Below are 24,407 nucleotides of genomic sequence, written 5' to 3' on the forward strand. Positions count from 1 at the left end.
CGGCTGGATGCGAACCCTCCGCACGGCCGCCCGGGAGCCGATCCGCCGCCTCCGAAAGTCCTGGGAGCTACATAACGACCCAGCAACGACCGCCGTCAACCCCTGCCCCCGGATCGGGGGGCCCGGTAGTCTGGCCCAGGCATGAAGAGGTGTCGATACGCGTAAGCGCGGATGAACCCCGGGTTAATCGATCCGGCTCCGGCTTCGACGGCCACCCGCCGTCTCCGCCGCATCGTGCGCGATGACAAGGAGAAGATTGTGACGACCCAGGTAGTGATCCTCGCCGCCGGCATGGGCAGCCGGCTCGGGCGGACCCTCCCCAAGCCGCTGACCGAGCTGAGCGACGGTCGCACGATCATGCAGCAGCAGTTCGACAACATCCAGGCCGCGTTCGGCGACGACGTCGCCGTGACCCTGGTCGTCGGCTACAAGCTCGAGCACATCATCGAGGCCTTCCCCGACGCGCAGTTCGTCTACAACGAGCAGTACGACCAGACCAACACCTCCAAGAGCCTCATGCGCGCCCTCCAGGCGTCCGGCCAGGGCGGCGTGCTCTGGATGAACGGCGACGTGGTCTTCGACCCGGCCGTCCTCGTCCGCGGCGCGGCGATGGTCGCCCGCGACCAGACCTTCGTCACGGTCAACACCTCGTCGGTCGCCGACGAGGAGGTCAAGTACACGACCGGCCCCGAGGGCTACATCCAGGAGCTCTCCAAGACCGTCAAGGGCGGTCTGGGCGAGGCCGTCGGCATCAACTACATCTCGAGCAAGGACAAGGCCGCCCTGCTGCGCCAGCTGCAGCGCGTCGCCGACCAGGACTACTTCGAGCGCGGCATCGAGCTCGCGATCGAGCAGGACGGCCTGCTCGTCGAGCCGGTCGACATCTCCGACCTGTACGCGGTGGAGGTCGACTTCCAGGAGGACCTCGAGCGGGCCAATCTTTTCGTATAGTCGAAGCCGCGTGAGCGTCTCACGCAGCTTCGATCAATACGATGGGTTCCCGTGACCAGTACTTCCGCGCAGCTGCGCCCTGCGCAGCGCACGCGCTTCGCGCGCTACCGGCATTCGCTCTGGTTGCTGACCAAGCGCGACCTGCGGGTGCGGTACTCCACGAGCGTCCTCGGCTACGTGTGGTCGATCCTCGACCCGCTGGTGATGAGCGCGATCTACTGGTTCGTGTTCACGGTCGTGTTCCGCCGCGACGTCGGCGAGAACCCGTACATCGTCTTCCTGCTGGCGGCCCTGCTGCCCTGGATGTGGTTCAACGGCGCCGTCTCGGACAGCACCCGCGCTTACATCCGTGAGGCGAAGCTGATCCGCTCGACGATGATCCCGCGCACCATCTGGGTCAACCGGATCGTGGCATCGAAGGGCATCGAGTTCCTGCTCTCCCTGCCGGTGCTGGCCTTCTTCGCGGTGATCACCGGCGCGCCCGTGAACGTCGACATCCTGCTGTTCCCGCTGGCGATCGTGCTGCAGACCGTCCTCACGGTCGGCGTCGGGCTGATCGTGGCGCCGCTGGTGGTCTTCTTCCGCGACCTGGAGCGGGCGGTCAAGCTGGTGCTGCGGTTCCTCTTCTACGCCTCCCCCATCATCTACAGCGCGCGCGACCTCCCCGGCGGCTGCGGCGCGGGCATCGCCGCGCGCGACTGCGCCGCCTACCTGGCCGCGCACCCGGGCGCGCAGACCGACGTGCTGTTCTCGCTGCACTTCTGGTCGGCCTTCAATCCGCTCACCGGCATCTTCAGCCTCTACCGGGCGACGTTCTTCCCGGAGGAGCTGGACTGGTTCCTGGTGGGCGTGAGCGCGGCCATGTCCGTGCTCATCCTCGGGATCGGCTGGCTGGTGTTCCGGCGCTTCGAGCGCGATGTGCTGAAGGAGATCTGAGTGGGACCCGTCATCGCCGTCGACGGCCTCGGCGTGCGCTTCCGCCGCAACCGCGGTGCGCGCCGCTCGTTCAAGGACCTGTTCTCGTCGCGCCAGCGCCGCACGCGCCCCGACGACTTCTGGCCGCTGCGCAACGTGACCTTCCAGGTGCAGCCGGGCGAGGCGATCGGCGTCGTCGGCCGCAACGGCCAGGGCAAGTCGACGCTCCTGAAGCTGGTGGCGGGCGTGCTGCTGCCCGACGAGGGCACCGTGCGGGTCACCGACGGCGTCGCGCCGCTGATCGAGATCACCGGAGGCTTCGTCGACGACCTCACCGTGCGGGACAACGTCTACCTGACCGCCGGCCTGCACGGCATGTCGCGCGCGCAGATCGACGCCCGGTTCGACGAGATCATCGACTTCGCCGAGATCGGCGACTTCGTGGACACGCCGTACAAGCACCTCTCGAGCGGCATGAAGGTCCGCATCGCCTTCTCGGTGATCGCCCAGCTCGAGGAGCCCGTGCTGCTCGTCGACGAGGTGCTCGCGGTCGGCGACCGCGGGTTCCGCGAGAAGTGCTACCGGCGCATCGAGGAGCTGCTCGCGGGCGGCCGCACGCTGTTCTTCGTGTCGCACAACGAGAAGGATCTGCGCCGCTTCTGCGAACGCGGCCTCTACCTGGACAAGGGCCGGCTGGTCCTGGACGGGCCGATCGGCGACGTGCTCGACCTCTACAACACGGACTACGGGAGCTGACCCGCCGGGTGAAACCGCAGGTCGGAGACGGTTCTCGTGATGTCCCCGATCCGTCAACAGAAAAAAGTCCGGGTGAGTTGTCCCCAGAAGGGGCCTGAACGCCCGATCTGACGGTTCGAGCGTCGGACGGGGTGGCTAGCGTCTGCGGCATGAAACACCTTCGGATCCTTCATCAGCCGTCCCGCCCGCCGCGTCCGCGCCGTCTCGCCTACCCGGTCCCGTGGCGCGTCGACCGCAGCACACCGCCCCACTTCCGCCTCGTCAACACCGGTCGCGCACCGCTGCGCGGCGTGACCGTGAGCGTCGCGGGATCGTCGCGGCTGAGCGTCAGCGCGCCCGCCGTCGTGCGGCCGGGCGAGGCCGTGCGCGCGAGCCTCGCCGGTGCCGACCCCGCACGCGACACCGTCCTGGTGGTGCGGTGGTTCCCGCCGGACGGCCGGGAGTACCTGTGGTCGGTCAGCTTCTAGCTCCGGACCTTCCGCGTCCGGCCCCGGACGCGGGAGGCCCGGTGTGTCTGCACCTCAGGCGGGAGCGCTCTGGTCAGCACCGGAGTCACTGCGTACAAATATCACATGCCAGAGCCTCTCTCCCCCGCCGCGCGCGTCTTCGGCGACCGCGTACGGCTGGCGCGCACCGGACTCGCGCTCAGTCAGGAGACCGTCGCCGCCCTCGCTCAGATGCACGTGACCAACTACGGGAAGATCGAACGCGGCACCGCGAACCCCAGCCTCGTCACCATCGTGCGCATCGCGACCGTGCTGGGGTGCGACGTCGCCGCCCTCACCGGCGGGATCGAGGGCGAGCACCTCCCTGCGCAGCTCACGGTGGTGACGGCGGCCGAGTACATCCGCGAACGCGACCGGCGGCGCACCACCTGAGCGCGGAGCCGCTCCTGAGGGCGGCGCGGCACCTCCGGAGCCGGGCGCAACCCCCTGGCGCTGTGAGCGCCACGACCTACACTCGGTAGGGATGGCCAAGAAGCAGCAACCGATCGTCTCCGTCACCGGCGGCCCCGCCCGTGGCGGCGAGACTCCGCGCGCCCTCAACTCGGCACTGGACCGCTTCCTCGGCATCCAGCGTCCGGTGGTGCTGGCGCACCTCCGCAGCATCCGGCGACGGCATCCCGATGCCACGGGGCCCGAGCTCGCCGCCATCCTCGAGCGGCGCTATCTCGCCGCGGTGACCACGGGAGGAGCGGCGGTCGGCGCGACCGCGGTCATCCCGGCCATCGGGACGGGCGTCACGCTGGCGCTCTCGGGGCTCGAGACCGCGGGCTTCCTGGAGGCGACGGCGCTCTACGCGCAGTCGCTCGGCGAGTTGCACGGCATCGCGGTCGACGACCCCGAGCGCGCCCGCGCCCTGGTCCTCACGATGATGCTGGGCCGCGAGGGCTCGGAGCTCGTGCGCCAGCTCGCCGGGCAGGTCGGAGGGGCGGGGATCACCCGCAGCGCGTACTGGGGCGAGCTGGTGACCTCCAGCCTCCCGTCGGCGCTGGTCGGACCGCTGGTGGATCGGCTGAAGAACAGCTTCATCCGGCACTTCGCCGTGCGCGGCGGTGCTGGGATCATCGGCCGGGCGCTGCCCTTCGGCGTCGGAGCGGTCATCGGCGGGACGGGCAACCACATCGTCGGCCGCCGCGTCGTGCAGAACTCCCGCCTGGCCTTCGGACCGGCCCCGCTGCGGGTCCCGCCGGTCCTCGAACCGGCCGAGGGCCCGAACCCGGTCTACCGGCTCGGCGCCGCCGCCGGCGGTCGCGCGCTAGCCGCGGGCCGGGTGATCCGCGGCGCCATGCCGCGTGTGCGGAGGGGTCGCAAGGGCGCCGAGGAGGTCGGGCAGGGCGAGGAGGTCGGCCAGGGCGTCGGCCAGGGCGGGGAGGTCGGCCAGGGCGTCGGTGCCGGCGCCCACGGCGCGATCCCGCTGCCGCCTGCTGCCGGCGACGTGAAGGGCGGCGCGGCGGACACGAAGCCCGCGGCCAGCGAGCCCGGGGAGAAGGATCCGGGAGAGGCACGGTCCGCCTGAGTCGCCTGAGCCGACTGAACCGACTGAACCGACTGAACCGACTGGGCAGCGTGCCCCGCGACCTCAGACGATCGGCGGGCGTCCGGCCAGCGTCATCCGCCACACGGTCTTCCAGCGGAGCGGGCGGCGCTCGCCCGGGTCGGTGCGCCAGCCCTCGCGCCAGCCTCCGAACCAGGCGCGCAGCACCGCCGGCTTGCGGAACCAGCGCAGCAGCTGGATCCCCGTCCATGACCCGACGTAGAGCGGGATCAGCGGCGCGGGGAGGTTGCGGCGCGCCAGCCAGACCCGGTTGCGGGCGTTGAGCCGGTAGTAGTACGAGTGCCGCGTCGGCGACACCGCCGGGTGCTCGGCCTGCAGGTCGCCCGCGTACCAGACGCGCTTGTCCTGGTCCCACACCCGCCAGGCGAGGTCGATGCCCTCGTGCGCGTAGAAGAACGGGTCCGCCCAGCCTCCGGCGCGCTCGAACACGACACGCGGAAGCAGCACCGCGGCCTCCAGCACCGAGAAGACGTTGCTGGAGCGGGCGGGGTCGCCCTTGCGGATGCGCGGGATCCAGCGACGCGGCGACGGCCGCCCGGCCGGGTCGACGAGCCGCGGCTGCAGCATCCCGATGCCGGGGTCGGCGACGATCGTTGCGACAGCGTCGGCGAGGAAGGTCGGCGACGGGATGTCCGCGTCGTCGTCGAGGAAGAACAGCCACTCGCCGCCCACCGCGGGGACGCCGCGGTTGCGGCCGGCCGGGATCCCGACGTTCTCGGGCAGCGCGATGGCGCCGACACCGCTCGGGAGGGGCGGGTCGGCGGTCGCCGGGTCCCACCCGTTGCCGACCACGACGATGTCGGTGCTGACGCCCCGCTGCGCGAGCACGGACTCCAGGCCGCGCCGCAGCTCCGCCGGGCGGCTGCCCTGCGTCAGGACCACCACCCCGACCCGGGGAGCCGACGAGAGGCCCTCCTGCTCGGGTGCGGAGCCGGTGTCAGCCACGGACCCGCCGCGAGGCCATGATCGTCACGAAGTGCCCCACCAGCGCGAGCAGCGCCAGCGGCACGAGCGCAGAGAGCAGGATGCGGTCGGCGAGCACCGGCCCGATGAACAGCCCCACGATCGCGAACACGAAGATCAGCATCGTCAGCTCGACCGAGTGGTACAGCCGGTGGAACGGCAGGAACCGCGCGGCGCGGCGCAGGGTCGCGACGAGCCCGTGCGTCGGCGCGTACTCGGACTGCGTGTCGGCGAGCTTCGGCAGCCCCGCGTTCGCGCGCGCGACCCGCACCATGTCGTTGAGCGCCTTGTTCAGCACGATGATGAGCGCGAGAAGCGTGCCGAGGTTCGTCCAGAGGAAGTCCTCCGGCGTCGCGAACGGATACCCGGCCGCACGGATGCCGAGGACGATCGCGATGAGCGTCTCGGTCGTGTAGTGGCCGACGTTGTCGAGGAAGATCCCGGCCGGCGACGACGTACGCCGCCAGCGGGCGACCTCGCCGTCGCAGCAGTCCACGAGCATCTGCAGCTGGCCGAGCACCAGCGCGAGGGCGGCTCCGCCGATGCCGGGGATGAGGAGGCTGGCCGCCGTCGCCCATCCGGTGAGGATCATCAGGCCGGTGACGCCGTTGGCCGAGATCGACGTCTTGAGGAGGAACCACGTCAGGTAGGGCGAGAGCCGGCGCAGGTAGAGCGACGCCGTCCAGTGCTCGGCGTTGCGGCGGCCGCGCACCTCCGGCGGCTGGGCGACGGCCCTGAGCTCGGCGATCGAGGCCGGCCGCGCGCCGTGCGCGCCGGTTCCCTGTGCAGACATGCCTACCTTCCCGTGTGGGCCGTGATGTTGCGGGTGAGCGACAGATATCCGAGGACGAAGCCGATCCCCCAGCAGAAGTGGATGCAGGGCAAGACTACGAGAAACCAGCAGAACGAGCGAAAACCGTCGCGCCGACCCCACAGCAGGGCGGATACCAGCACGATGAGCACGTAGAAGGCCGGGATGGCGAAGCCCCACAGCAGCCACGGCGTCGCGCCGAGCGCGGCCTGGACGATGCCGGCGATGCCGAGCAGGGTGCCGACGACGACGCCGAGCACCATGACCGGCGGCGCGAAGTAGCGCAGCCCGTTGGCGGCGGGGAAGCGGCGCGCGAGCTCGCCGCGCCAGATGCCGGTCGAGAAGAACTGCCGGGCGAGCCGGTACAGGTTGGGGCGCGGACGGTAGGTGACCTTGAGCCGCGGCGTGAACCACACGGTGCCGCCGGTGGAGCGCAGGCGGCGGTTGAGCTCCCAGTCCTGCCCGCGCTTGATCTCCTCGTCGAAGAGGCCGACCTCGAGGAGGCGGTCGCGGCGGAACACGCCCAGGTAGACGGTCTCGGCGGGCCCCGGCTCGCCGCCAACGTGCAGTTTCGTGCCGCCGAGGCCGATGCGGCTGCCGTAGGCGCGCGCGACGGCGCGCTCGAAGGGGGTTGTGCCCTGCGCGTCCATGAGCCCGCCGACGTTGTCCGCGCCGGTCTCGAGGATGGTCTCGACCGCGATCCGCGCGTAGTCGGGCGGCAGCACGCTGTGCGCGTCGACGCGGATGACGACGGGGTAACGCGACTCCCGGATCGCCAGGTTGAGGCCGGCGGGCGTCGATCCGACGACGTTGTCGACGACGCGGATGCGCTGGTCGACCGCGGCGAGCTCCGCGACCAGTTCGGTCGTGCCGTCCATGCTCGGGCCGAGGGCGATCGTGACCTCGAACGGACCGGTGTAGTCCTGGGCGAGGAGGCTGTCCACCGCCGCCCGGACGTGGGTCACCTCGTTGAGCACGGGCATCACGTACGAGACACCGGGGAGGGTGTTCACGCTGTCGTCCGGCATCTGATCCAATCGCTGTTCGGGTCGATCGAGCTTACCAGCCGGGCGTGCGCGGACGCCGGGAGGCCCGGCACGCGGAAAGGCCGCCCCGCGACTGCGGAGCGGCCTTCCGTCTAACCGGCCGGCTCACTCGGAGAGCGAACCCAGGGTGACCGTTGCGGTCTTGGTCTGGCCGTCGCGGATGTAGGTGACCTCGGCCTTGGCACCGGCCGCGAGCGCGCGGACCTGCGCGGTGAGGTCGGTGGCGTCGGTGATCGGCAGCCCGTTGAGGTTGACGACCACGTCATCGGCCTTCAGGCCCGCCGCCGCCGCGGCGCCACCCGAGGTGACCTCCTTGATCAGCGCGCCGACCGTGGTGGCGTCGGTGGAGGTGCTGGCGTCGGCGACCGAGGCGCCGAGCAGGCCGTGGGTGGCCTTGCCGTCCTTGATGATCTCGTCGGAGACGCGCTTGGCGAGGTTCGACGGGATCGAGAAGCCGACACCGATGCTGCCCGACTGCTCGCCGGAGCTGCTGCTGCCGCCCGCGCTCGCGATCGCGACGTTGATGCCGATCAGCTCGCCCTTGCTGTTGAGCAGCGCGCCACCGGAGTTGCCGGGGTTGATCGACGCGTCGGTCTGGATGACCGGCAGCGAGATCGTGCCCTGCGAGCTGGACTGCTGCTGGGACTGCCCGCCCTGGCCGGGGAAGTCGAAGCTGAACGGCCCCTGCTCGCCCTGCCCGCTGTCGCCGCCGTCGGAGCTGTCGCCGGACTCCGGCGCCGCGGACGAGGCGATGCTGATGCTGCGGTTGAGCGCGCTGACGATGCCGTCGGTGACCGTGCCGGAGAGGCCGAGCGGCGCGCCGATCGCGACGGCCGTGTCGCCGACGTTCAGCTTGCTGGAGTCGGCCCAGTTGATCGGGGTGAGTCCGGAGGCGCCGTCGAGCTTGATCACGGCGAGGTCGGTCGTGGGGTCGGTGCCGACGACCTTCGCGCTGTAGATCTTGCCGTCGTTGTCGGTGACGCTGACGCTCACGTTGGCCGCCTGGCCGTCGAGGGTCACGACGTGCGTGTTGGTGAGCACGTAGCCATCGGAGGTCAGGATGACGCCCGAGCCGGTGCCTCCCTCGCTCGACGCGGTGACCGAGATCGTGACGACGCTCGGCGAGGCCTTCGCGGCGACGGCGGTCACGGTGGTGGCGTCGTTGGCGTCGTTGACCGTGATGTTCTGCGGGCCGGAGACCGTCTTGATCGTCGCCGAGCCCGCATTGGTCGCGGAGTAGATGCCGACGCCCGCTCCGGCACCGGCGACGCCGCCGATGAGGGCGCCGATCGCGAGGGTCGCGATGATGAGGCCGCTGTTGCGCTTCTTGGCCGGGCGGTCGGTGGTGGCGGTGCCGGCGGCCGGGGCGGAGGCGTACGGCTGCTGGCCGTAGTGGCCCTGCGCGTAGGCGTTCGACGGCTGGCCGAAGGAGCCCTGGCCGTAGTTCGGCTGCTGCGCGGTCGGCTGCTGCGCGGTCGGCTGGGAGGCCGCGTGCTGCTGGCCGTAGCCGTGCTGTCCGTAGGGCTGGCCGTACGGCTGCTGCGGCTGCTGCGGCTGGTAGGGGTGCTGGCCGTACGGCTGGGTCGGGCCGGTCTGCGCCGGAGTCTGCGCCGCCGGAGTCTGCGCCGCCGGGGTCTGCGCCGCCGGCGTCTGCGCCGCCGGAGTCTCGGGGGCGACGGGCTGGGCGGCGGTCGGTGCCGTCCAGGTCGCCGGGTGCGCCTCGGCGGGGGCTGCGGTGCCCTCGGCGGAAGTCTCGGTGGCGGCGGTGTTCCCGGTCGCCTGGGCCGGCTGCTCGGCCGGCGTGCTGTCGGCGGAGCGGGCAGCGCCGGCGTCCACGACCGAGTCGGTGTCGGCCTGGGCCTTCGCGGGCTCCGGGGTGTTCGGGGTGTCGGTCATGGTGTTGCTCCTTCCAAGCACTCACAGCTTGGGGTCCGAACCTGGGCGTTCTATTTGTCGATCCTGTGGGCGACCTACAGCATGTCGATGACTCTGCTCAAGGTATCCCAGGCCTCCGCCGTGCCGCAGGCTCTAGGTTGGAGGAAGGCGACGGAAGGAGCGACATGACGGTCCCTGGATCACCCGTTCCCGGAGCAGCACCCGTTCCCGGATCATGGCGACGTGCCGCCGGCGGCGCAGGGCTGCTCGGCGCGGACGGCACCGTGCGGCCGACCATCTTCGCCGAGATGAGCGCCCTCGCGACCCGCACCGGCGCCATCAACCTCGGCCAGGGCTTCCCCGACGAGGATGGTCCCGCCATCGTCCTCGACGCGGCGGTCGATGCCATCCGCTCCGGCGCCAACCAGTACCCGCCCGGAATGGGCGTGCCCGTCCTGCGGGAGGCGGTCGCCGAGCACCAGCGCCGCTTCTACGGGCTCGACGTCGACCCCGACCGCGAGGTGCTGATCACCGCGGGCGCCACGGAGGCGATCGCCGCGACCCTCCTCGCGCTCCTCGAACCGGGCGACGAGGTCGTCACCTTCGAGCCGTTCTACGACGAGTACGGAGCCGTCATCGCGCTCGCGGGCGGAACGCACGTGACCGTGCCGCTGGAGCCTCCGCTGTTCCGCCCCGACCCCGACCGGCTGCGCGCGGCCGTCTCGGACCGCACGCGCGTCATCCTCGTCAACACCCCGCACAACCCCACGGGCGCGGTGCTCGACCGGGAGACCCTGCAGCTCGTGGTCGAGCTGGCCGACCGGCACGACGCGATCGTGGTCACGGACGAGGTGTACGAGCACCTCACCTTCGGCGTCGAGCACATCCCGATCGCCACCCTTCCCGGCGCCCGCGACCGGACCGTCACGATCTCCTCCGGCGGCAAGACCTTCAACACCACCGGGTGGAAGGTCGGCTGGCTCACCGCTCCCCCGGCACTTGTGACGGCGATCCTCGCGGTGAAGCAGTTCCTGACCTACGTCAACGCTGCCCCCTTCCAGCCCGCCATCGCCGCCGGCCTCGGCCTCCCCGACGAACACTTCCGCGGCATCGCCGCCGACCTCGCGCACAAGCGGGACGTGCTCTCTGCCGGGCTGCGGGCGGCCGGTTTCGGCGTGCACCGCTCCGACGGCACCTACTTCGTCGTCGCGGACGCGGCTCCGCTCGGCTTCGACGACGCCGTCGCGTTCTGCCGGCGGCTGCCCGAGCTGGCGGGCGTGGTGGCGGTGCCGCTGAGCGCCTTCTGCACGCCGGAGTACGCGCGGCGCAGGTCCTCCCTGGTCCGCTTCGCGTTCTGCAAGCGGGTGGAGGTGCTGGAGCGGGCCGCGTCGCAGCTCGCCGGCCTGGGCGCTCAGTCCGGGGCGGCGGAGCCGTCCAGCGGCTCGACGCGGTAGCGCCGGAGGCTCAGCGCGGGATTGCGCTCGCGCACCTCCCGGACGCGGTCGCGCGACACCTCCGCGACGGCGATGCCGGGCGTCTCGCCCAGGGCGGCGAGCGTGACGCCCATCGGGTCCACGATCGCGCTCAGCCCGATCGCGGGAGAAGGCACCTGGTCGGCCGCGGCGACGTACACCGTGTTCTCGATGGCGCGCGCGGCGAGCAGCGTTGTCCAGTGGTGCTCCTTGAGCGGGCCGCGCACCCACTCGGCGGGCACGGCGACCAGCTCGGCGCCGGCGTCGGCGAGGCGGCGGCTGACCTCCGGGAAGCGGAGGTCGTAGCAGGTCTGCATGCCGACGCGGAGGCCGTCCACCTCGAACACCTGCGGCTCGCTCAGCTCGCCGGGGACGACCCACTCCGACTCCCGGGAGCCGAAGGCGTCGTACAGGTGCTGCTTGCGGTAGGTCGCGACCACGTCGCCGGCCGGGTCGACGGCGACCAGGGTGTTCGCGAAGCGGTGCCGCTCCTCCGTCCGCTCGACCAGCCCGGCCACGACGGTGACGCCGTGCTCGCGGGCAGCCCGGGCGATGGCGTCCACGAACTCCCCGTCGACCGGCTCGGCGTTGCGGGCGAACGACGGGCCGAGCGGGTCGGAGAAGTACGACGAGTACTCGGGCAGCACCACGAGCCGGGCCCCGCGGCCGGCCGCGACGGCGATCAGCCCCGCGACGACGTCGCGGTTGTGGACGCGGTCCTCCCCCGGCGCGAACTGCGCGACGGCCACCCCGACGGCCGGGCTCGCCGGCGCGAGGTCGCGCGCGTCGTCCCGCCCCGCTCTCACGACGTCGCCCCCGCTCCTGGCAGCGCCTCGGCGACCTCCTGCGGAGTGCTGACCGGCAGGTGGAGGCTGATCGACGTGCCGACCCCCTCCTCGCTGGCGATCTCGAGCCGGCCGCCGTGCGCCGTGACGATCGCCTTGGTGATCGTGAGGCCCAGTCCGACGCCCGGGACGGCGTTGCGGGTGGCGGTGGAGGCGCGGAAGAAGCGCTGCGAGAGGCGGCTCAGCTCGACCGCGGGGATGCCGATGCCGGTGTCGGTGACCGCGACGACGGCCTCCTCGCCCTCGCGCCGCAGCGACACGGTCACCGTGCCGCCCGACGGCGTGAACTTCACCGCGTTCGAGACCAGGTTGTCGATGGCCTGGCCGACGCGCAGGGCGTCGCCGCGCAGCTCGACGGGCTCGTCCGGCACCTCGCAGCGCAGCGTCACGCCCGCGGTCGCCGCGACCGGGGTGGAGGTCTCGACCGAGGCGATGACGACGCTCCGCAGCTCGACGTCGCGGATCTCGATGGGGAACCGGCCCGACTCCACCTGCGCCGTGAAGAGCAGGTCGCCGACCAGCCGCAGCAGCCGGTGCGCGTTGCGCTCGGCCACCCCGAGGTACTGCAGGTGCTCCTCCGACAGCGGCGAATCCTCGTCGTCGCGCATCAGCTCGAGGTAGCCGAGGATCGAGCTGAGCGGGGTGCGCAGCTCGTGCGAGATCAGGCCGACGAACTCGTCCTTGAGCCGCGCGAACTCGCGGGCCTGCGTCATGTCGGTGGCGACGAAGATGAACCCGATCCGGTGCCCGTTCTCGTCGAGACGCGGCGTCGCCGCGACCTGCACCGGCACCTGCTTGCCGTCGGCCCGCACGTACGTCCAGTCGCGCACGTCCGCGGACCCCGCGCGCACGGTGTCGACGAGCGCCGAGAACTCGTCGGCGCTGGACACCGTGGTGAAGCGCGCATCCATGTCGCGGAGGCGCTCCTCCAGCTCGGAGGGGAGGTAGAAGTCGGTGATGCTGCGGTGCGCGTCGAGCACCTGCTGCTCCGTGAGTCCGAGCATCTTCTCGGAGCCGGGGTTCCACACGTCGATGACGCCGTCGAGGTCCGTGCCGATCACGGACTGCTCGGTGACCGCGTTCCAGATGCTGCTGATCAGGCGGTTCGCGGTCTTGAGCCTGGCCTCGTTGAGCACGAGCTCGTCCTGGGCCTTGACCGCCTGCTGCAGCAGCTCCTGGCGCTGCTCGGCGGCGGCGGAGGCGGCCGCGAGCTGGGTGCGCGTCCGGTGCGCCAGCTCGTTGACCACCATCGCGACGATCAGGTAGATCAGCGGCGAGAACAGCGCCCGCACCACGTCGCCCGCCGTGTTCGGCGAGTCGTCGACGAACAGGGGCGCGAACAGCACCACGAGCGTGGTGAGCCCGGCGATGGCGATGTTGCGCCGCCCCTCCTCGCTGGCGATGATGACGAACGGGATCAGGGTCAGCACAACGAACGGCGAGGCGGACCCGCCGGTCCCCAGCCGCAGCAGCCCGATGCCGAGCAGCGAGACGACCGGGACGACGATCACCCAGCCCTGGTGGAGGCGGTCCCACGGCACCACGATGGCGGCGATGGTGGCGACGACCACCACGACGGCCGCGGCCGCGATGTAGCCGGGGAGACTGATGCGCACCACCCCGGGGACGAAGGTCAGCCCGAGCGCGATCGCGAACCCGATCACCGTCGGGATCTGCTTCATCAGCGGCGACGGGGTGTCGATCGGCAGGCGGCTCAGCCAGCGGTCGAGGGTCATGCGGGCTCTCCCAGTTCGAGCATCTCGCGCATCCGCGCCGACAGCAGCCGCGGACTGAACGGTTTGACGATGAAGCTGTCGGACCGATCGGCGACGACGCCGTGGTCGGTCAGCAGCTGGACGGACGCGGACACCATGAGGATCAGCGTTCCGGCCGCCTCCTCGCGGATCGCCGTCGCGACCTCCACGCCGTTGAGGCCCGGCATGGAGATGTCGAGCACGGCGAGGTCGACGCCGCCGCGCCGGACGGCGTCGAGCGCGTCGCGCCCGTTGTCGACCGCGGCCACCACCTCGACCCCGGCCCGGCCCGCCGCGATGACCATGAGGCCGCGGATGTCGTCGTCGTCGTCCGCGATGACGACGCGCTTGCGGACGGCGGCGCCCGGTCCGCCGACCGCCAGGACCGTCTCGCTCACAGCTGGAACACCACGCGCACGACGACGATCACGGCCAGCACGGCGAGGGCGATCACCGCGTAGCCTGGCAGGCGCTTCTCCCAGCGGCGGTCGGCGTCGAGCTCGGCCTGGATCGTCCTCCGCTGCTCGTCGCTCAGGTCGACGGGACTCATGCTTCTCCCTCCCGGGCGGTCGCGGTCATGGCCTCCGCCGCGTCGAGCACCGCCACGACCCGGTCGTAGCGGCCGACGTCGGTGGCGACGTGGCTGTCGGTGGACGCAACGATACGCGCGCCCGCCGTCAGCAGGGCGGCGACGGCCGCCGGGCCGGGGCAGCCCCACTTCTCGTTCACCTCGACGACGGTCCCCGTCGCCGCGGCGGCGGCCGCCCAGGCCGCGAGGCGGTCGGCGCCCAGCTGCTCCTCGGCCAGCCCGACCTTCGGCAGGATCGAGAACCAGTGCGCGAGCTGCGCGTGCGGGGTGCGCTCCATCGCCCGGATGGTCGCGGTCACGAGGAGGTCGAGGGCGTCGTCGGCGCCGAGGCCGTTCGCGAGGCGCTCGCGGGTCGCCTCCGGTGACCACGGACCGTCCGTCCCGGGGAACTGGTGGTCGCCGATCACGACGGCGTCGACCCCACCGAGCCCGACCACCAGGCCGGAGGGCGTGTCCACCGCGCCGGACGCATCGAGCAGCTTGGCCTCCACGCCCGTGAGCACGGTGAGCCCGTCCGGAACCGCCTCCCCCGCGACCGCCGCCACGAACTCGGGCACCCAGGTGGTGCTCGCGCGAACGTGGTCGGTCAGCCGGACGCGGTCGAGGCCGGCCGCATGCGCGGCCGCGATGTTCTCGGCGAGCGTGCTGCGGGCGTCGTCGGAGAACGTGGAGTGGACGTGGAAGTCGCCGCGCAGCAGCTCGCGCTCCGTCATTCGGCCGCGTCCTCGCTGTGACCGGCGTGCTCCGAGACCAGCACATGCTCGGGCGCCACGAACACGTCCTCCAGGTAGCGCACGTTCGCCAGCTCCCGGAAGTCGACCGAGGACGGCACCGGCCGGCCCAGGACGAGATCGAGCAGGAGGGAGGGCATGTCGACACCCGACGCGATCGTCAGCGGCATGGCGCCCGGGAAGCGCGGATTGACCTCCAGCAGGGCCGGTACGCCGTCCGCGCTGTACCGCAGCTGCACGTTCGCGACACCCGTCAGCCCGATCGCACGCGCGACGGCCGACGCGGTGTCGGAGAGCTCGTCGCGCCGCACTGTCCGCCCGGCGATCGAGACGCCGGAGTCGACCCGCTCCCGCGAGCGAGGGACCGCGGCGATGACCTCGCCGCCGAGCCCGGCGAGCACGTCGACCGAGAACTCGTCGCCCGGCAGGTTCTCCTGGATGATGATGCTCTCGTCCGTGCCGAGCGCCTCAAGGGCGGCCCGGTCCGCGATCAGCCGGACGCCGCGGGAACCGGCCCCGCTGCGCGGCTTGATGATGACCGGGAACGTCCAGTCCTCTGCGACGCCCTCGCGGTTCAGGAGGCGGGTGGCCGGCACGCGGGCGTGGCCCTCCACCCGCTCGGCCAGCGCGAACTTGTCGAGGCACGTCACGAGCGTCTCGTGGCTCGGCGCGGCGAGCGCGGTGCCCACCGCCGCCAGCTCGTCCCGACGGGCGGCCAGGCCGGGCAGCTCGACGTCGACGGTCGAGAACAGCACGTCGACGCGGTCGTCGCGGCACATCCGGATCAGCTCGTCGACGAACTCCGGCGAGCGGCCGGGCGGTACCAGACGGCGGCCGTCCTCGGGCACGAGGTACAGCCCGCTCGCCCAGCCGTCCATGTCGGCCGCGAGCACCTCCACGTCGTCGCGGGCCAGCAGCGAGCGGATCACCGCGACGCCGGCCGGGCCGCCCGCGCCCGTGACGAGGACGCGCGTGACGGCGCCCTCGTGCGCCGAGGGCCCGTCCTTCGCCGAGGGGCCGTCCGGGGCGGGGGTCGATGCGGTCACGTGGTCCTCCTGGTTCGGACGTCGGCGGAGAGGGTGGAGGCGGGCACCGAGATGTCCGCGGTGTCGCGCAGCACCTCCAGCGGCTCGCAGCTGTGGCCGCCGCCGAACCGCGACCAGTAGCGCGCGGTGGCGAGCACGAAGTCGGGCTCGAGGTAGCCGCGCAGCTCGGTCTGCGAGCGGAAGCAGTCGATGAGCGCGAGCTTGGCGTCCGTGTAGCCGTCGATCGGCACGAACCGGGTCGGACGGTAGTCGATCGTGGCCGACGGGCTCTGGTAGCAGCAGACCGTGCGGACGTTGCGGGTCGCGACGCTCGTCGCGGCATGCACGGCCCGGTGGTCCTGGTGCCGGTCGTGCGACGAGTGCGTGTAGACGATGTCCGGCTGCACCTCCCGAACGACCCGCTCGATGATGCCGACGGTCGGGTCGGCGGCGGAGATCTGCGTGTCCGCCAGGTCCTCCAGGAAGAGGCGCGCGCCGAGCAGCTCCGCCGCCGCCAGCGACTCGTGCTGCCGGTCGTCGGCGTCGCCGCCGCGCGCACCCCGCGACATGGTGAGGATGACGACCTGGTTGCCGGCGTCGCGGTGCGCGGCGAGGATGCCGCCGACGCCGATCTCGACGTCGTCCGGGTGCGCGCCGATGGCCAGCACCACCTGCTGCCGGGAGGCCGACCGCTTGGTGCGCCCCGCCTCCGCGAGCCGCTGCACGATCGACACCAGCTCGGCGGAGGCGATCGGCTTGGTGAGGAACTCGTCGGCCTGCGCGCGCAGGGCGGACACCGCGTAATCGACCGAGACGTGCGCGGTCATCACCACGACCGGCATCCCCGGATACTGGGCGCGCAGCTCCTTGAGCAGGTCGAGCCCGCTGATGCCCGGCATCTCGATGTCGGTCACCACGATGTCCGGCTCGAAGTCGGCGATCGCCGCCAGTGCCTTCGACGGATCCGTGAGGGCGATGACGATCGCATCGGCCTTCTTCTCGAGCACCGTCTTCATGAAGAACGCGACGTCGGGATCATCCTCGATCACGCATACGCGGTACTTCTGAGCGACCATCGCCACGCTCCCCTACGTTTTCCTCCGACTTTAGTGGGACGAACGGTCTACCGCTCCGGACGCGCCCGGGCCGGTGTTCGATTTCGCGCCGCTCCTGGAGCGTGTTAGGGTAATTGATGTGCCGCGGGGTGGAGCAGCTCGGTAGCTCGCTGGGCTCATAACCCAGAGGTCGTAGGTTCAAATCCTGCCCCCGCAACCAAGAGAAGGCCCGGACCAGGGAGAAATCCCCGGTCCGGGCCTTTTTGTGTGCTGCGCCTTTTTTTCCGCTGCGCCTTTTTGTCTGCTGTCGAGCGTCAGGCGAACCGCACCTCCGCCACCTCCGGCACCTCGATGCCGGCCGCCGCGAGCTCCAGGTCGACCCGCTCCGCCACCTGTGCCGCCGGCTCCTCCCCGTCGAAGGTGCCGTGCGCACCGGCGGGCACCAGCACCGCGAAGCCGCGCTCCCGGGCGCCGACCGCCGTCGCCTGGACGCACAACTCGCTCTGCATCCCCGCGACCACCAGGGTGTCGACGCCCATCGCGTGCAGCACATCCGCCAGGGCGGGGTTCGACTCGAAGGCGTTCGGGACGTCCTTGCGGACCACGAACTCGCCCGACCGGCGGGCGAAGGCCAGCTCCCACCCGGGCGTCCCCGGCTCGTCGGGGTCCCCGGGGCCGCCGTCGTTCTTCACGTGCACCACCGCAGCACCCGCCGCGCGCGCCGACTCCAGCAGGCCCTTCAGCACGCCGCGCAGCCGGGAGGCGTCCGGCACCGCGGTGTCGCCCTCCAGCATGTTCCGCTGCACGTCCATGAGCAGCAGTCCGTAAGCCATGCGGCTCATTGTCCGCTTCCGCCCGCCGCGCCGTAAGGACCGACCTCGGCGGAGGCGGCCCGAATGCACGCGGAACGAACGAAGCGGCCCCCCCCAAATGGGGGCGGGCCGCGTCGGTGGCGGAAGACGCCGGGCTACTTGCCGCCCTCGGCCGCGATCGCGGCCTGGAGCGCCTCCTGCAGCCGCGCATCCGCCTCGCCGTACTTGGTCCAGTCGCCGGCCTTCAGCGCGGCCTCGCGGTCCGCGAGCGCCTGCTTGGCCTGCTGCAGCGCCTGCTGCAGGGCGGCGTTGTCCGTGGTCCCTCCGGAACCGGTGCTGCCGCCGGAGTCCGTGCCGCCCGACCCCGTGTCGCCGCCGTTGTTGCCGCCGGTATCGCCGCTGCCCGTGCCGCCGGGCGTGACCGGCACGTTCGTGTCACCCGCGTTGGCGCCGGAGTCGCCGCCGAACAGCGAATCGAGGGCCTGGTCGAGGGTGTCCTCGAACGCGATCTTGTCGCCGAACGCGACCAGCACCTTCTGCAGCAGCGGGTAGCTCGTCTCACCGGTCGACCGCACGTACACGGGCTGCACGTACAGCAGGCCGCCGCCGACGGGGAGGGTCAGCAGGTTGCCGTTGATCACGTCCGTCTTGCCCTGGCGCAGGAGGTTGAGCTCCTGCGACACCGTCGGATCGGCATTGAAGTTGTTCTGCACCTGGCCGGGCCCCGGGATCGTGTCGCTCGAGGGCAGCGACAGGAGTCTCAGCTTGCCGTAGCCCGACGACACCTCGCCCTTCTTCGAGCCCGCGTCGGCATCCACCGCCAGGTAGCCCTTCAGCACAGACCGGCTCGACTCGCTCGAGGCCTGCGGGATGAAGGTCGTGTACAGCGAGAACGCCGGGGCGGTCTGGCCGGGCATCTGCATCGTCAGGTAGTAGGGAGGCTGCAGTGTCGGGTCGCTGGACGACGAGACCGGGTCGTTCGGCGTCGTCCACGCATCCTCACGGGAGTAGAAGGAGCCGGCGTCGGTCACGTGGTACTGGCCGAGCACCGAGCGCTGCACCTTGAACAGGTCGGCCGGGTAGCGCACGTGGCTCATCAGCTGCGCGCTCATGTCGCTGACCGGCTTGACCGTGGTGGGGAAGATCTTCTGCCACGTCTTCAGCACGGGGTCCTTGTCGTCCCACGCGTAGAGCGTCACGGAGCCGTCGTACGCGTCGACCGTCGCCTTCACCGAGTTGCGGATGTAGTTGATGTCGTCGAACGCGTAGGCCGGCGTCGGCGTCTCGGTGTCGGCGATCGCGTCGCTCAGGCTGCCGACGTGCGAGTACGGGTACTGGTCGCTCGTGGTGTAGCCGTCGATGATCCACTTGACCCGGCCGTCGATGACCGCGGGGTACGCCTGCGAGTCGAGCGTCAGGTACGGCGCGACCTTCTGCACGCGCTTGATCGGGTCGCGGTCGTACAGAATCTGCGAGTCGTTGTTGACCGCGTCGGACAGCACGATCTGCTCGTCCTGGAACTTCAGCGCGTAGACGAGCTTCTTGAAGATGTTGTCGAGCTTCGGGCCGCCGTTGCCGGAGAACGTCGTGTACGTCTGCTGCGCGCCGTCCTCGCCGCCCGGGTAGTCGAGCTCGACCGACTTGCCGCCCTGCGGGGCGCCGACGATCGAGTACGTGGGCGACTGCTGGCCGAAGTAGATGCGCGGCTCGTACTCCCCCAGGCTGCCCTGGGTCGGGATGCCGTACTCCATGAACACCGGCTGGCCGTCGGTCGAGCGCTGGTTGCCGTAGGCGGCGACGAGGCCGTAGCCGTGGGTGTACACGATCGTGTCGTTGTACCAGTTGCGGCCCGTGGTGAGGCCGGACTGCTGCAGCTCGCGGACAGAGACCACGGCGTCCTGCTCGCTGCCGTTGATCTCGTAGCGGTCGACGTTAAGCGTGTTCGGGAAGGCGTAGTACTGCCGGAACTGCTGCAGCTGCCGGAACGACGGGCTGACGATGGCGGGGTCGATGATGCGGATCTGCGCGGTCGTCTGCGCGTCCTGACGCAGCGCGCCCTGCTCGGCGTCGGTCTTGGCGTCGTACGGGATGACCTCGATGTCGCTGAGGTCGTACGCATCCCTCGTCGCGTCGATCGAGCGTTGGATGTACGGCGTCTCGAGCGTCTTCTGGCTCGGCTCCACCTGGAACCGCTGGATCACCCACGGGAAGATGGCGCCGACGACGAGCGCGGCGACGATGAGCAGCGCGGTGCCGACGATCGGGAACCGCCAGCGGCCGACGAACGCGGTGAGCACGAACAGGATCGCGACGAAGATCGCCGCCCCCGCGAGCACCGCCCGGCCGGGGATGGTCGCGCTCACGTCGGTGTACGCCGCGCCGTTGATCGTGTCGTTGACGTTGGAGTCGGTCACGGTCGCGTACCGGTCGAGCCAGATGCTGACGCCCTGCAGCAGCAGGTACAGCGCGGCGACCACCGAGATCTGGATGCGCGCCGCCTTGCTGATGCGCACCTCCCGCCCGCTGACCCGGATGGAGCCGTACAGGTAGCAGGTGGCGAGCGTCGCCAGCAGCGAGATGAGGACGACGGCCGAGGCGAACCCGACGAGGCTGCGGTAGAACGGCAGCGCGAACAGGTAGAAGCCGATGTCGAGGTGGAAGAGCGGGTCGGTCTTGCCGTAGTGGGTGCCGTTGAGCCAGAGCGCCGCGGTCTGCCAGCGGCTCGCCGCCGAGACGCCGGCGAAGATGCCGAAGACGATCGGGATGCCGTACATCGCGAGGCGGCGCAGCGGCTCGATCACCTGCTGGTAGCGGTCGAGCTGGGTGTTGAGCTTGGCGTAGACCGGCCTGAGGCGGTAGGCGAGCTGGATGACCAGCCACAGCGGGACGGCCATGCCGAGGAAGCCGAGGAAGAACAGCAGGATGGCCGCGAACCACTGCGTGGTCAGCACGTTGAGGAAGCCGAGCTGCTGGTACCAGAGGATGTCGGCGTACAGTCCGGCGAAGACGAAGAACAGGATGACGAGCGCGACGATCACCCCGAGTGTGATCCAGATGGCCGCGCGGCGGCGTCCTGCGGGTCGTGGTGCGGCGGTTGAACTCACGTGTGGCCCTTTTGCTCTCCGTGACGGGGGATGTCCTCCATCCTAGGTGGGCGTCTCTGCGAGTTCCCTGCGCCTATGACGCGGGACAGGTGGGCAGTCCCTGGGTGCCGGTCCCCTCGCGGACGGCGTCGAGCGCCTTGAGCGAGGCGGCGAGGGTCTTCACCGCGAAGACGTGCAGCCCGCCCGGGATGTGCCCGGTGACCTCGTCGCAGTTGGCGGCGGGCGCGAGGAAGTAGCTCGCCTTGCCGGTGTCCCTGGCGGCGTACATCTTCTGCCGGATGCCGCCGATCGCGCCGATGGTGCCGTCGTTGTCGATGGTGCCGGTCCCGGCGATCCGCTTGCCGCCGTTGAGCTCGCCGGGGGTCAGCTTGTCGATGATCCCGAGGGCGAACATCTGGCCGGCGCTGGGGCCGCCCACGTCGTTGAGCTGGATCTTCACGTCGAACGGGAAGGTGTAGTCCATCCCCGCGCCGATGCCGAGCACGGTCTGGCCGCCCGAGGTGGTCGGCGTGAGCTGGACGGTGGTGTCCGTGCCGTCGCGGACGATGCCCAGCTCGGCCGCCTTGCCGGTGCCGTTCTCGGAGACGAGGTCGCGCAGCTGCTGGATGCTCTCGACCGCGGTGCCGTTGACGCTCGTGATCTCGTCGCCCTCCTTCAGCACCTTCGCGGCCGGCGTGCCGGCGATGAGCTGCTTGACCGCGACCGCCTGGGGGAAGTCGTAGCCGAGCTCGTTCAGGGCGGCGGCCACCGCATCCTGCTGCGAGTTCACCATCAGCGCGGCGTTCTCGGCGTTGGACTGCTCGGTGGTCGTCCCGGGAGGGAAGACCGCCTCGATCGGCAGGACCGCCTTGCTCGGCTGGAACCACGACCACAGGATCTCGGCCCAGCTCGGCCGCTGGTCGGGGTTGCCGACGACCGACACCGTCAGCAGATCGAGGGAGCCCGCGGTCGGGTACGTCTTCTTGTCGGGGATGCTGATGAGCGGCTTCCCCGTCCCGTCGCCGGTCGAGCCCACCGCCGTCCCGGTGCCCAGGGTGTTGAAGACGGGACCCGGCTGCTCGATGACGAACGGCGCCGGCGCGAGCGCCAGCGCGATGGCGAGCACGAAGGCGACGCCGACGGCGATCCAGCCGATCGTGACGCGGCGCGGCGGCGCTGTCCGCTGCCGGTCCACCGGGGCGGCGGCGGCTCGGTCGTCGTCGGTGAACAGCGTCACTCGGCAGTCCCTTTCGTCGTGTTCGCCACGGGCGCACGGCCGGGGGCGGCGCCGGGGCGGATTCCCACCCGGCTCGTGGGTGTCACGGGCTAGCGTAGATGCAGAGCCTGTGAGCCGCGCGCACCATCTCCGGTCGGCGGCTCGGGCGACAGCGAGACGAGACGAGGGGCGCCACGATGGCCGACGACCCGGAGAAGGGCCCGGACGACGAGTTCCGGGACATGCTGCGCGAGTTCCTGTCCGGGAACTCGTCGATCGACCCGAGCCAGCTCGCCGGCGCGGCCGGGCTCCCGAACGACCCGGCCAGCCTCCAGCAGCTCCTCGGGCAGCTCCAGAACGCCCTGATGAAGCCGGGCGGCGGCATCGACTGGGAGGTCGCCGCGCAGCAGGCGCGCACGCTCGCCGGCGACGGCGCCCACGCCGCGACCCCTGCCGAGCGCGCGGCCCTCGACCAGGCGTTCAACGTGGCCGCGCTCTGGCTCGACCAGGTGACGACCGTCTCCGAACTGGCCGCCACCCCCGAGCTGATCGGCCGCGCCGAGTGGGCCCGCCAGACGATGCCGCTCTGGACGCAGCTGGCGGAACCGGTCGCGACCAGCATCTCCGACGCCCTCACCCGCGTGCTCACCGAGCAGGCGCCGGAGGAGATGCAGGGCATGATCCAGAACGCCGGGCAGCTCATGCGCTCCATCGGCGGCACCCTCTTCGCGATGCAGCTCGGTCAGGTGGTCGGGCAGCTGTCGAAGGAGGTCGTCTCCGGCGGCGACATCGGCATCCCGCTGCTGGAGGACGGCAAGGCCGCGCTGATCCCGCAGAACGTCGCCGAGTTCGGCTCCGGCCTCGACATCCCGGCCGACCAGGTGCAGCTGTACCTGGCCGTCCGCGAGCTCGCGCACGCCCGCCTGTTCCGGCACGCCAAGTGGCTGCGGCTGCAGCTGATCACGCAGATCACGGCGTTCGCCAAGGGCATCAGCATCGACACCGAGCGGCTGGAGTCGCTGGCCGAGAGCTTCGACCCCTCCAACCCCGAGGAGCTGCGGGAGGCCATGGTCAGCGGCGCGCTCATCCCGCCGAAGACCGAGGTGCAGCAGGAGGCCCTGGCCCGGCTCGAGACGATGCTCGCGCTGGTCGAGGGCTGGGTCGACGTGGTCACGGCCAACGCCACCCGGCTGCTCCCCCGCGCCGACGCGATCGCCGAGACCGTGCGGCGACGCCGCGCGTCGGGCGGGCCGGCGGAGTCGGCCTTCGCGACCCTCGTCGGGCTGGAGCTGCGTCCGCGGCGTCTGCGCGAGGCAGCGGCGATGTGGCAGGCGGTCACCGACGCGGTAGGCCAGGAGGCGCGCGACGCGCTGTGGTCGCACCCGGACCTCCTCCCCCAGGCGTCGGACCTCGACGACCCGAGCGCGCTCGTGGCCCGGCTGACCGCGACCGCGACCGGTCAGGAGCCGGAGCGCGACGAGTTCGACCAGGCGATCGAGGACCTGCTGCGCGGCGACGGGGAGCGACCGACCGAGGAGTGAGGGGCTCGCGCGCGCCTGCGTCCCGCTGCGCGCGTCCCGCTGCGCGCGTCCCTGGCGATCGAGCGGCTGTGGAGCGAGCCGGCCCGGAATGAATATCTGGGGATAACCGTCCCGGCGGACTCCGCTCACGCGACGATACCGGCATGGTCCTCGCACTCGATCCCTCCGTCCGCCGGGTCTGGCGGAATCCGCACAGCCTGCAGTTCGGCGTCGACCCGGCGCGGCTCGTCCTGCAACCGGTGACGCCCGCCGAGGAGCGCATGATCGCCGCCCTGGCCGACGGCGTCGCCCCCGCGGGGCTCCGCATGATCGCCGCGCGGGCGCACGCGTCGCCGCACGAGGTCGACGCCCTCCTCGACCGGCTGCGGCCGGTGCTCGCCGGGCCGCCGACGACGTCTGCGCTTCCCGCCGTCATGGTGGACGGCGATGGCCGCACCGCGGCGCGCCTCCGCGAGCTGCTGAACGGGGACGGTGTGGAGGCGCCCAGCGGGCTCGCGTGGGACGATCCCGCGGTGGAGGCGGCGGGCGCGGCCGTGATCGTGGGCGCGTACGCGATCGAGCCGGCGCGCTACGCCCGCTGGCTGCGTCGCGACGTGCCGCACCTCGCCGTGGTGTTCGGTGATGCCGGAGTGACCGTGGGGCCGCTGGTGGAGCCGGGCCACGGTCCCTGCCTGCGCTGCCTCGACCTGCACCGCACCGACGCGGATGCCGCCTGGCCCGCGATGGCGGCCCAGCTGTTCTCGCTGCGCCTGCCGGGCGAGACGGAGCTGGTCGCGGCGGCGGTCGCTGCCGTGGCCGTCGCGGCCGTGCTCGCGAGGCTGCGATCGGGGGCCGGCACCTGGATGCGCGAGCGGGCGCGGTTCGACCCGGGCACCGGGAGGTGGAGCCGGACGCGGCACGAGCCGCACC

General features: G+C 71.5%; 23 protein-coding genes and 1 tRNA gene. 10 read left to right on the forward strand and 14 right to left on the reverse strand.

Annotation, left to right across the window (positions count from 1 at the left end; genetic code table 11):
- Positions 1–258 precede the first annotated feature (258 nt).
- From ACR9ZG_RS02885 to ACR9ZG_RS02910, 6 genes are all read left to right on the forward strand, one after another.
- A complete protein-coding gene (locus ACR9ZG_RS02885) occupies positions 259–951 on the forward strand; it encodes a phosphocholine cytidylyltransferase family protein (protein ID WP_481283316.1) in 693 nt (230 codons plus the stop codon).
- A gap of 51 nt (positions 952–1,002) precedes the next feature.
- Positions 1,003–1,887 (forward strand): ABC transporter permease, encoded by an 885-nt coding sequence (locus tag ACR9ZG_RS02890; RefSeq protein ID WP_481283317.1) that lies wholly within the window; start codon positions 1,003–1,005, stop codon positions 1,885–1,887.
- Positions 1,888–2,622: an ABC transporter ATP-binding protein gene (locus tag ACR9ZG_RS02895; protein ID WP_481283318.1), complete on the forward strand. Its 735-nt coding sequence runs from the start codon at positions 1,888–1,890 to the stop codon at positions 2,620–2,622.
- Positions 2,623–2,771: 149 nt separating this feature from the next.
- The gene (locus tag ACR9ZG_RS02900) at positions 2,772–3,089 is read left to right on the forward strand and encodes a hypothetical protein (RefSeq protein WP_481283319.1); all 318 of its coding nucleotides are present in this window, start codon (positions 2,772–2,774) and stop codon (positions 3,087–3,089) included.
- 105 nt (positions 3,090–3,194) lie between these two features.
- Positions 3,195–3,500 carry a helix-turn-helix domain-containing protein gene (locus ACR9ZG_RS02905; RefSeq protein WP_481283320.1) on the forward strand — a complete coding sequence of 102 codons (306 nt, stop codon included), beginning with the start codon at positions 3,195–3,197 and terminating at the stop codon, positions 3,498–3,500.
- 91 nt (positions 3,501–3,591) lie between these two features.
- Positions 3,592–4,641, forward strand: a complete 1,050-nt coding sequence (locus ACR9ZG_RS02910; RefSeq protein WP_481283321.1) for a hypothetical protein — start codon at positions 3,592–3,594, stop codon at positions 4,639–4,641.
- A 63-nt stretch (positions 4,642–4,704) separates the two neighbouring features.
- Here the strand turns inward: ACR9ZG_RS02910 and ACR9ZG_RS02915 are convergent, their stop codons facing one another.
- The 4 genes from ACR9ZG_RS02915 to ACR9ZG_RS02930 all read right to left on the reverse strand — a co-directional run bounded on the left by ACR9ZG_RS02915 (position 4,705) and on the right by ACR9ZG_RS02930 (position 9,396).
- On the reverse strand, positions 4,705–5,625 hold the full coding sequence (locus ACR9ZG_RS02915) for a glycosyltransferase family 2 protein (RefSeq protein ID WP_481283322.1): 921 nt from the start codon (positions 5,623–5,625) through the stop codon (positions 4,705–4,707).
- Complete coding sequence (locus ACR9ZG_RS02920; RefSeq protein WP_481283323.1) at positions 5,618–6,436, reverse strand: CDP-alcohol phosphatidyltransferase family protein; 819 nt, start codon at positions 6,434–6,436, stop codon at positions 5,618–5,620. The genes ACR9ZG_RS02915 and ACR9ZG_RS02920 overlap by 8 nt, the downstream gene beginning before the upstream one ends.
- A 2-nt stretch (positions 6,437–6,438) precedes the next feature.
- Positions 6,439–7,482, reverse strand: coding sequence for a glycosyltransferase family 2 protein (locus ACR9ZG_RS02925; protein WP_481283324.1), 1,044 nt, complete (start codon positions 7,480–7,482; stop codon positions 6,439–6,441).
- 123 nt (positions 7,483–7,605) lie between these two features.
- The gene (locus ACR9ZG_RS02930) at positions 7,606–9,396 is read right to left on the reverse strand and encodes a S1C family serine protease (protein WP_481283325.1); all 1,791 of its coding nucleotides are present in this window, start codon (positions 9,394–9,396) and stop codon (positions 7,606–7,608) included.
- A gap of 164 nt (positions 9,397–9,560) precedes the next feature.
- Between ACR9ZG_RS02930 and ACR9ZG_RS02935 the strand changes: the two genes are divergently transcribed.
- Positions 9,561–10,829, forward strand: coding sequence for a pyridoxal phosphate-dependent aminotransferase (locus ACR9ZG_RS02935; protein ID WP_481283326.1), 1,269 nt, complete (start codon positions 9,561–9,563; stop codon positions 10,827–10,829).
- On the opposite strand, the gene ACR9ZG_RS02940 is transcribed toward ACR9ZG_RS02935, so the two are convergent.
- The 7 genes from ACR9ZG_RS02940 to ACR9ZG_RS02970 all read right to left on the reverse strand — a co-directional run bounded on the left by ACR9ZG_RS02940 (position 10,787) and on the right by ACR9ZG_RS02970 (position 16,873).
- Entirely contained in the window at positions 10,787–11,653 is an 867-nt protein-coding gene (locus tag ACR9ZG_RS02940) for a carbon-nitrogen hydrolase family protein (RefSeq protein WP_481283327.1), read from the reverse strand. The genes ACR9ZG_RS02935 and ACR9ZG_RS02940 overlap by 43 nt on opposite strands.
- Positions 11,650–13,428, reverse strand: coding sequence for a sensor histidine kinase (locus ACR9ZG_RS02945; protein WP_481283328.1), 1,779 nt, complete (start codon positions 13,426–13,428; stop codon positions 11,650–11,652). Before ACR9ZG_RS02945 ends, ACR9ZG_RS02940 begins: the two co-directional genes overlap by 4 nt.
- A complete protein-coding gene (locus ACR9ZG_RS02950; RefSeq protein ID WP_481283329.1) occupies positions 13,425–13,844 on the reverse strand; it encodes a response regulator transcription factor in 420 nt (139 codons plus the stop codon). The genes ACR9ZG_RS02945 and ACR9ZG_RS02950 overlap by 4 nt, the downstream gene beginning before the upstream one ends.
- A complete protein-coding gene (locus tag ACR9ZG_RS02955; protein ID WP_481283330.1) occupies positions 13,841–13,996 on the reverse strand; it encodes a hypothetical protein in 156 nt (51 codons plus the stop codon). The genes ACR9ZG_RS02950 and ACR9ZG_RS02955 overlap by 4 nt, the downstream gene beginning before the upstream one ends.
- Positions 13,993–14,748, reverse strand: coding sequence for a PHP domain-containing protein (locus tag ACR9ZG_RS02960; RefSeq protein WP_481283331.1), 756 nt, complete (start codon positions 14,746–14,748; stop codon positions 13,993–13,995). Before ACR9ZG_RS02960 ends, ACR9ZG_RS02955 begins: the two co-directional genes overlap by 4 nt.
- Positions 14,745–15,695 carry an ATP-grasp domain-containing protein gene (locus ACR9ZG_RS02965; RefSeq protein ID WP_481283339.1) on the reverse strand — a complete coding sequence of 317 codons (951 nt, stop codon included), beginning with the start codon at positions 15,693–15,695 and terminating at the stop codon, positions 14,745–14,747. The genes ACR9ZG_RS02960 and ACR9ZG_RS02965 overlap by 4 nt, the downstream gene beginning before the upstream one ends.
- 113 nt (positions 15,696–15,808) lie before the next feature.
- On the reverse strand, positions 15,809–16,873 hold the full coding sequence (locus tag ACR9ZG_RS02970; RefSeq protein ID WP_481283332.1) for a PIG-L deacetylase family protein: 1,065 nt from the start codon (positions 16,871–16,873) through the stop codon (positions 15,809–15,811).
- A gap of 116 nt (positions 16,874–16,989) precedes the next feature.
- Between ACR9ZG_RS02970 and ACR9ZG_RS02975 the strand changes: the two genes are divergently transcribed.
- Positions 16,990–17,066 (forward strand) — tRNA-Met (locus ACR9ZG_RS02975).
- A gap of 94 nt (positions 17,067–17,160) precedes the next feature.
- Here ACR9ZG_RS02975 and ACR9ZG_RS02980 read toward each other — a convergent pair.
- The 3 genes from ACR9ZG_RS02980 to ACR9ZG_RS02990 form a co-directional block, all read right to left on the reverse strand.
- Positions 17,161–17,679 carry an isochorismatase family protein gene (locus ACR9ZG_RS02980; protein ID WP_481283333.1) on the reverse strand — a complete coding sequence of 173 codons (519 nt, stop codon included), beginning with the start codon at positions 17,677–17,679 and terminating at the stop codon, positions 17,161–17,163.
- Between the two features lie 134 nt (positions 17,680–17,813).
- Positions 17,814–20,762, reverse strand: coding sequence for a UPF0182 family membrane protein (locus ACR9ZG_RS02985; RefSeq protein ID WP_481283334.1), 2,949 nt, complete (start codon positions 20,760–20,762; stop codon positions 17,814–17,816).
- Between the two features lie 73 nt (positions 20,763–20,835).
- Positions 20,836–21,978, reverse strand: coding sequence for a YlbL family protein (locus ACR9ZG_RS02990; RefSeq protein ID WP_481283335.1), 1,143 nt, complete (start codon positions 21,976–21,978; stop codon positions 20,836–20,838).
- Between the two features lie 176 nt (positions 21,979–22,154).
- Here ACR9ZG_RS02990 and ACR9ZG_RS02995 point away from each other — a divergent pair, with 176 nt between their 5' ends.
- Positions 22,155–23,498, forward strand: coding sequence for a zinc-dependent metalloprotease (locus ACR9ZG_RS02995; protein WP_481283336.1), 1,344 nt, complete (start codon positions 22,155–22,157; stop codon positions 23,496–23,498).
- Positions 23,499–23,641: 143 nt separating this feature from the next.
- The coding region (locus ACR9ZG_RS03000) for a hypothetical protein (protein WP_481283337.1) at positions 23,642–24,407 on the forward strand (766 nt) is incomplete at its 3' end.

Source organism: Leifsonia sp. KNZ12-8B, assembly GCF_056755495.1.

Excerpts from the sequence above, each read along its gene's own strand:
- ACR9ZG_RS02900 (WP_481283319.1), top strand. The coding sequence starts at position 2,772 with ATGAAACACCTTCGGATCCTTCATCAGCCGTCCCGCCCGCCGCGTCCG.
- ACR9ZG_RS02905 (WP_481283320.1), top strand. The coding sequence starts at position 3,195 with ATGCCAGAGCCTCTCTCCCCCGCCGCGCGCGTCTTCGGCGACCGCGTA.
- ACR9ZG_RS02910 (WP_481283321.1), top strand. The coding sequence starts at position 3,592 with ATGGCCAAGAAGCAGCAACCGATCGTCTCCGTCACCGGCGGCCCCGCC.
- ACR9ZG_RS02920 (WP_481283323.1), bottom strand. The coding sequence starts at position 6,436 with ATGTCTGCACAGGGAACCGGCGCGCACGGCGCGCGGCCGGCCTCGATC.
- ACR9ZG_RS02925 (WP_481283324.1), bottom strand. The coding sequence starts at position 7,482 with ATGCCGGACGACAGCGTGAACACCCTCCCCGGTGTCTCGTACGTGATG.
- ACR9ZG_RS02930 (WP_481283325.1), bottom strand. The coding sequence starts at position 9,396 with ATGACCGACACCCCGAACACCCCGGAGCCCGCGAAGGCCCAGGCCGAC.
- ACR9ZG_RS02935 (WP_481283326.1), top strand. The coding sequence starts at position 9,561 with ATGACGGTCCCTGGATCACCCGTTCCCGGAGCAGCACCCGTTCCCGGA.
- ACR9ZG_RS02945 (WP_481283328.1), bottom strand. The coding sequence starts at position 13,428 with ATGACCCTCGACCGCTGGCTGAGCCGCCTGCCGATCGACACCCCGTCG.
- ACR9ZG_RS02955 (WP_481283330.1), bottom strand. The coding sequence starts at position 13,996 with ATGAGTCCCGTCGACCTGAGCGACGAGCAGCGGAGGACGATCCAGGCC.
- ACR9ZG_RS02960 (WP_481283331.1), bottom strand. The coding sequence starts at position 14,748 with ATGACGGAGCGCGAGCTGCTGCGCGGCGACTTCCACGTCCACTCCACG.
- ACR9ZG_RS02980 (WP_481283333.1), bottom strand. The coding sequence starts at position 17,679 with ATGGCTTACGGACTGCTGCTCATGGACGTGCAGCGGAACATGCTGGAG.
- ACR9ZG_RS02995 (WP_481283336.1), top strand. The coding sequence starts at position 22,155 with ATGGCCGACGACCCGGAGAAGGGCCCGGACGACGAGTTCCGGGACATG.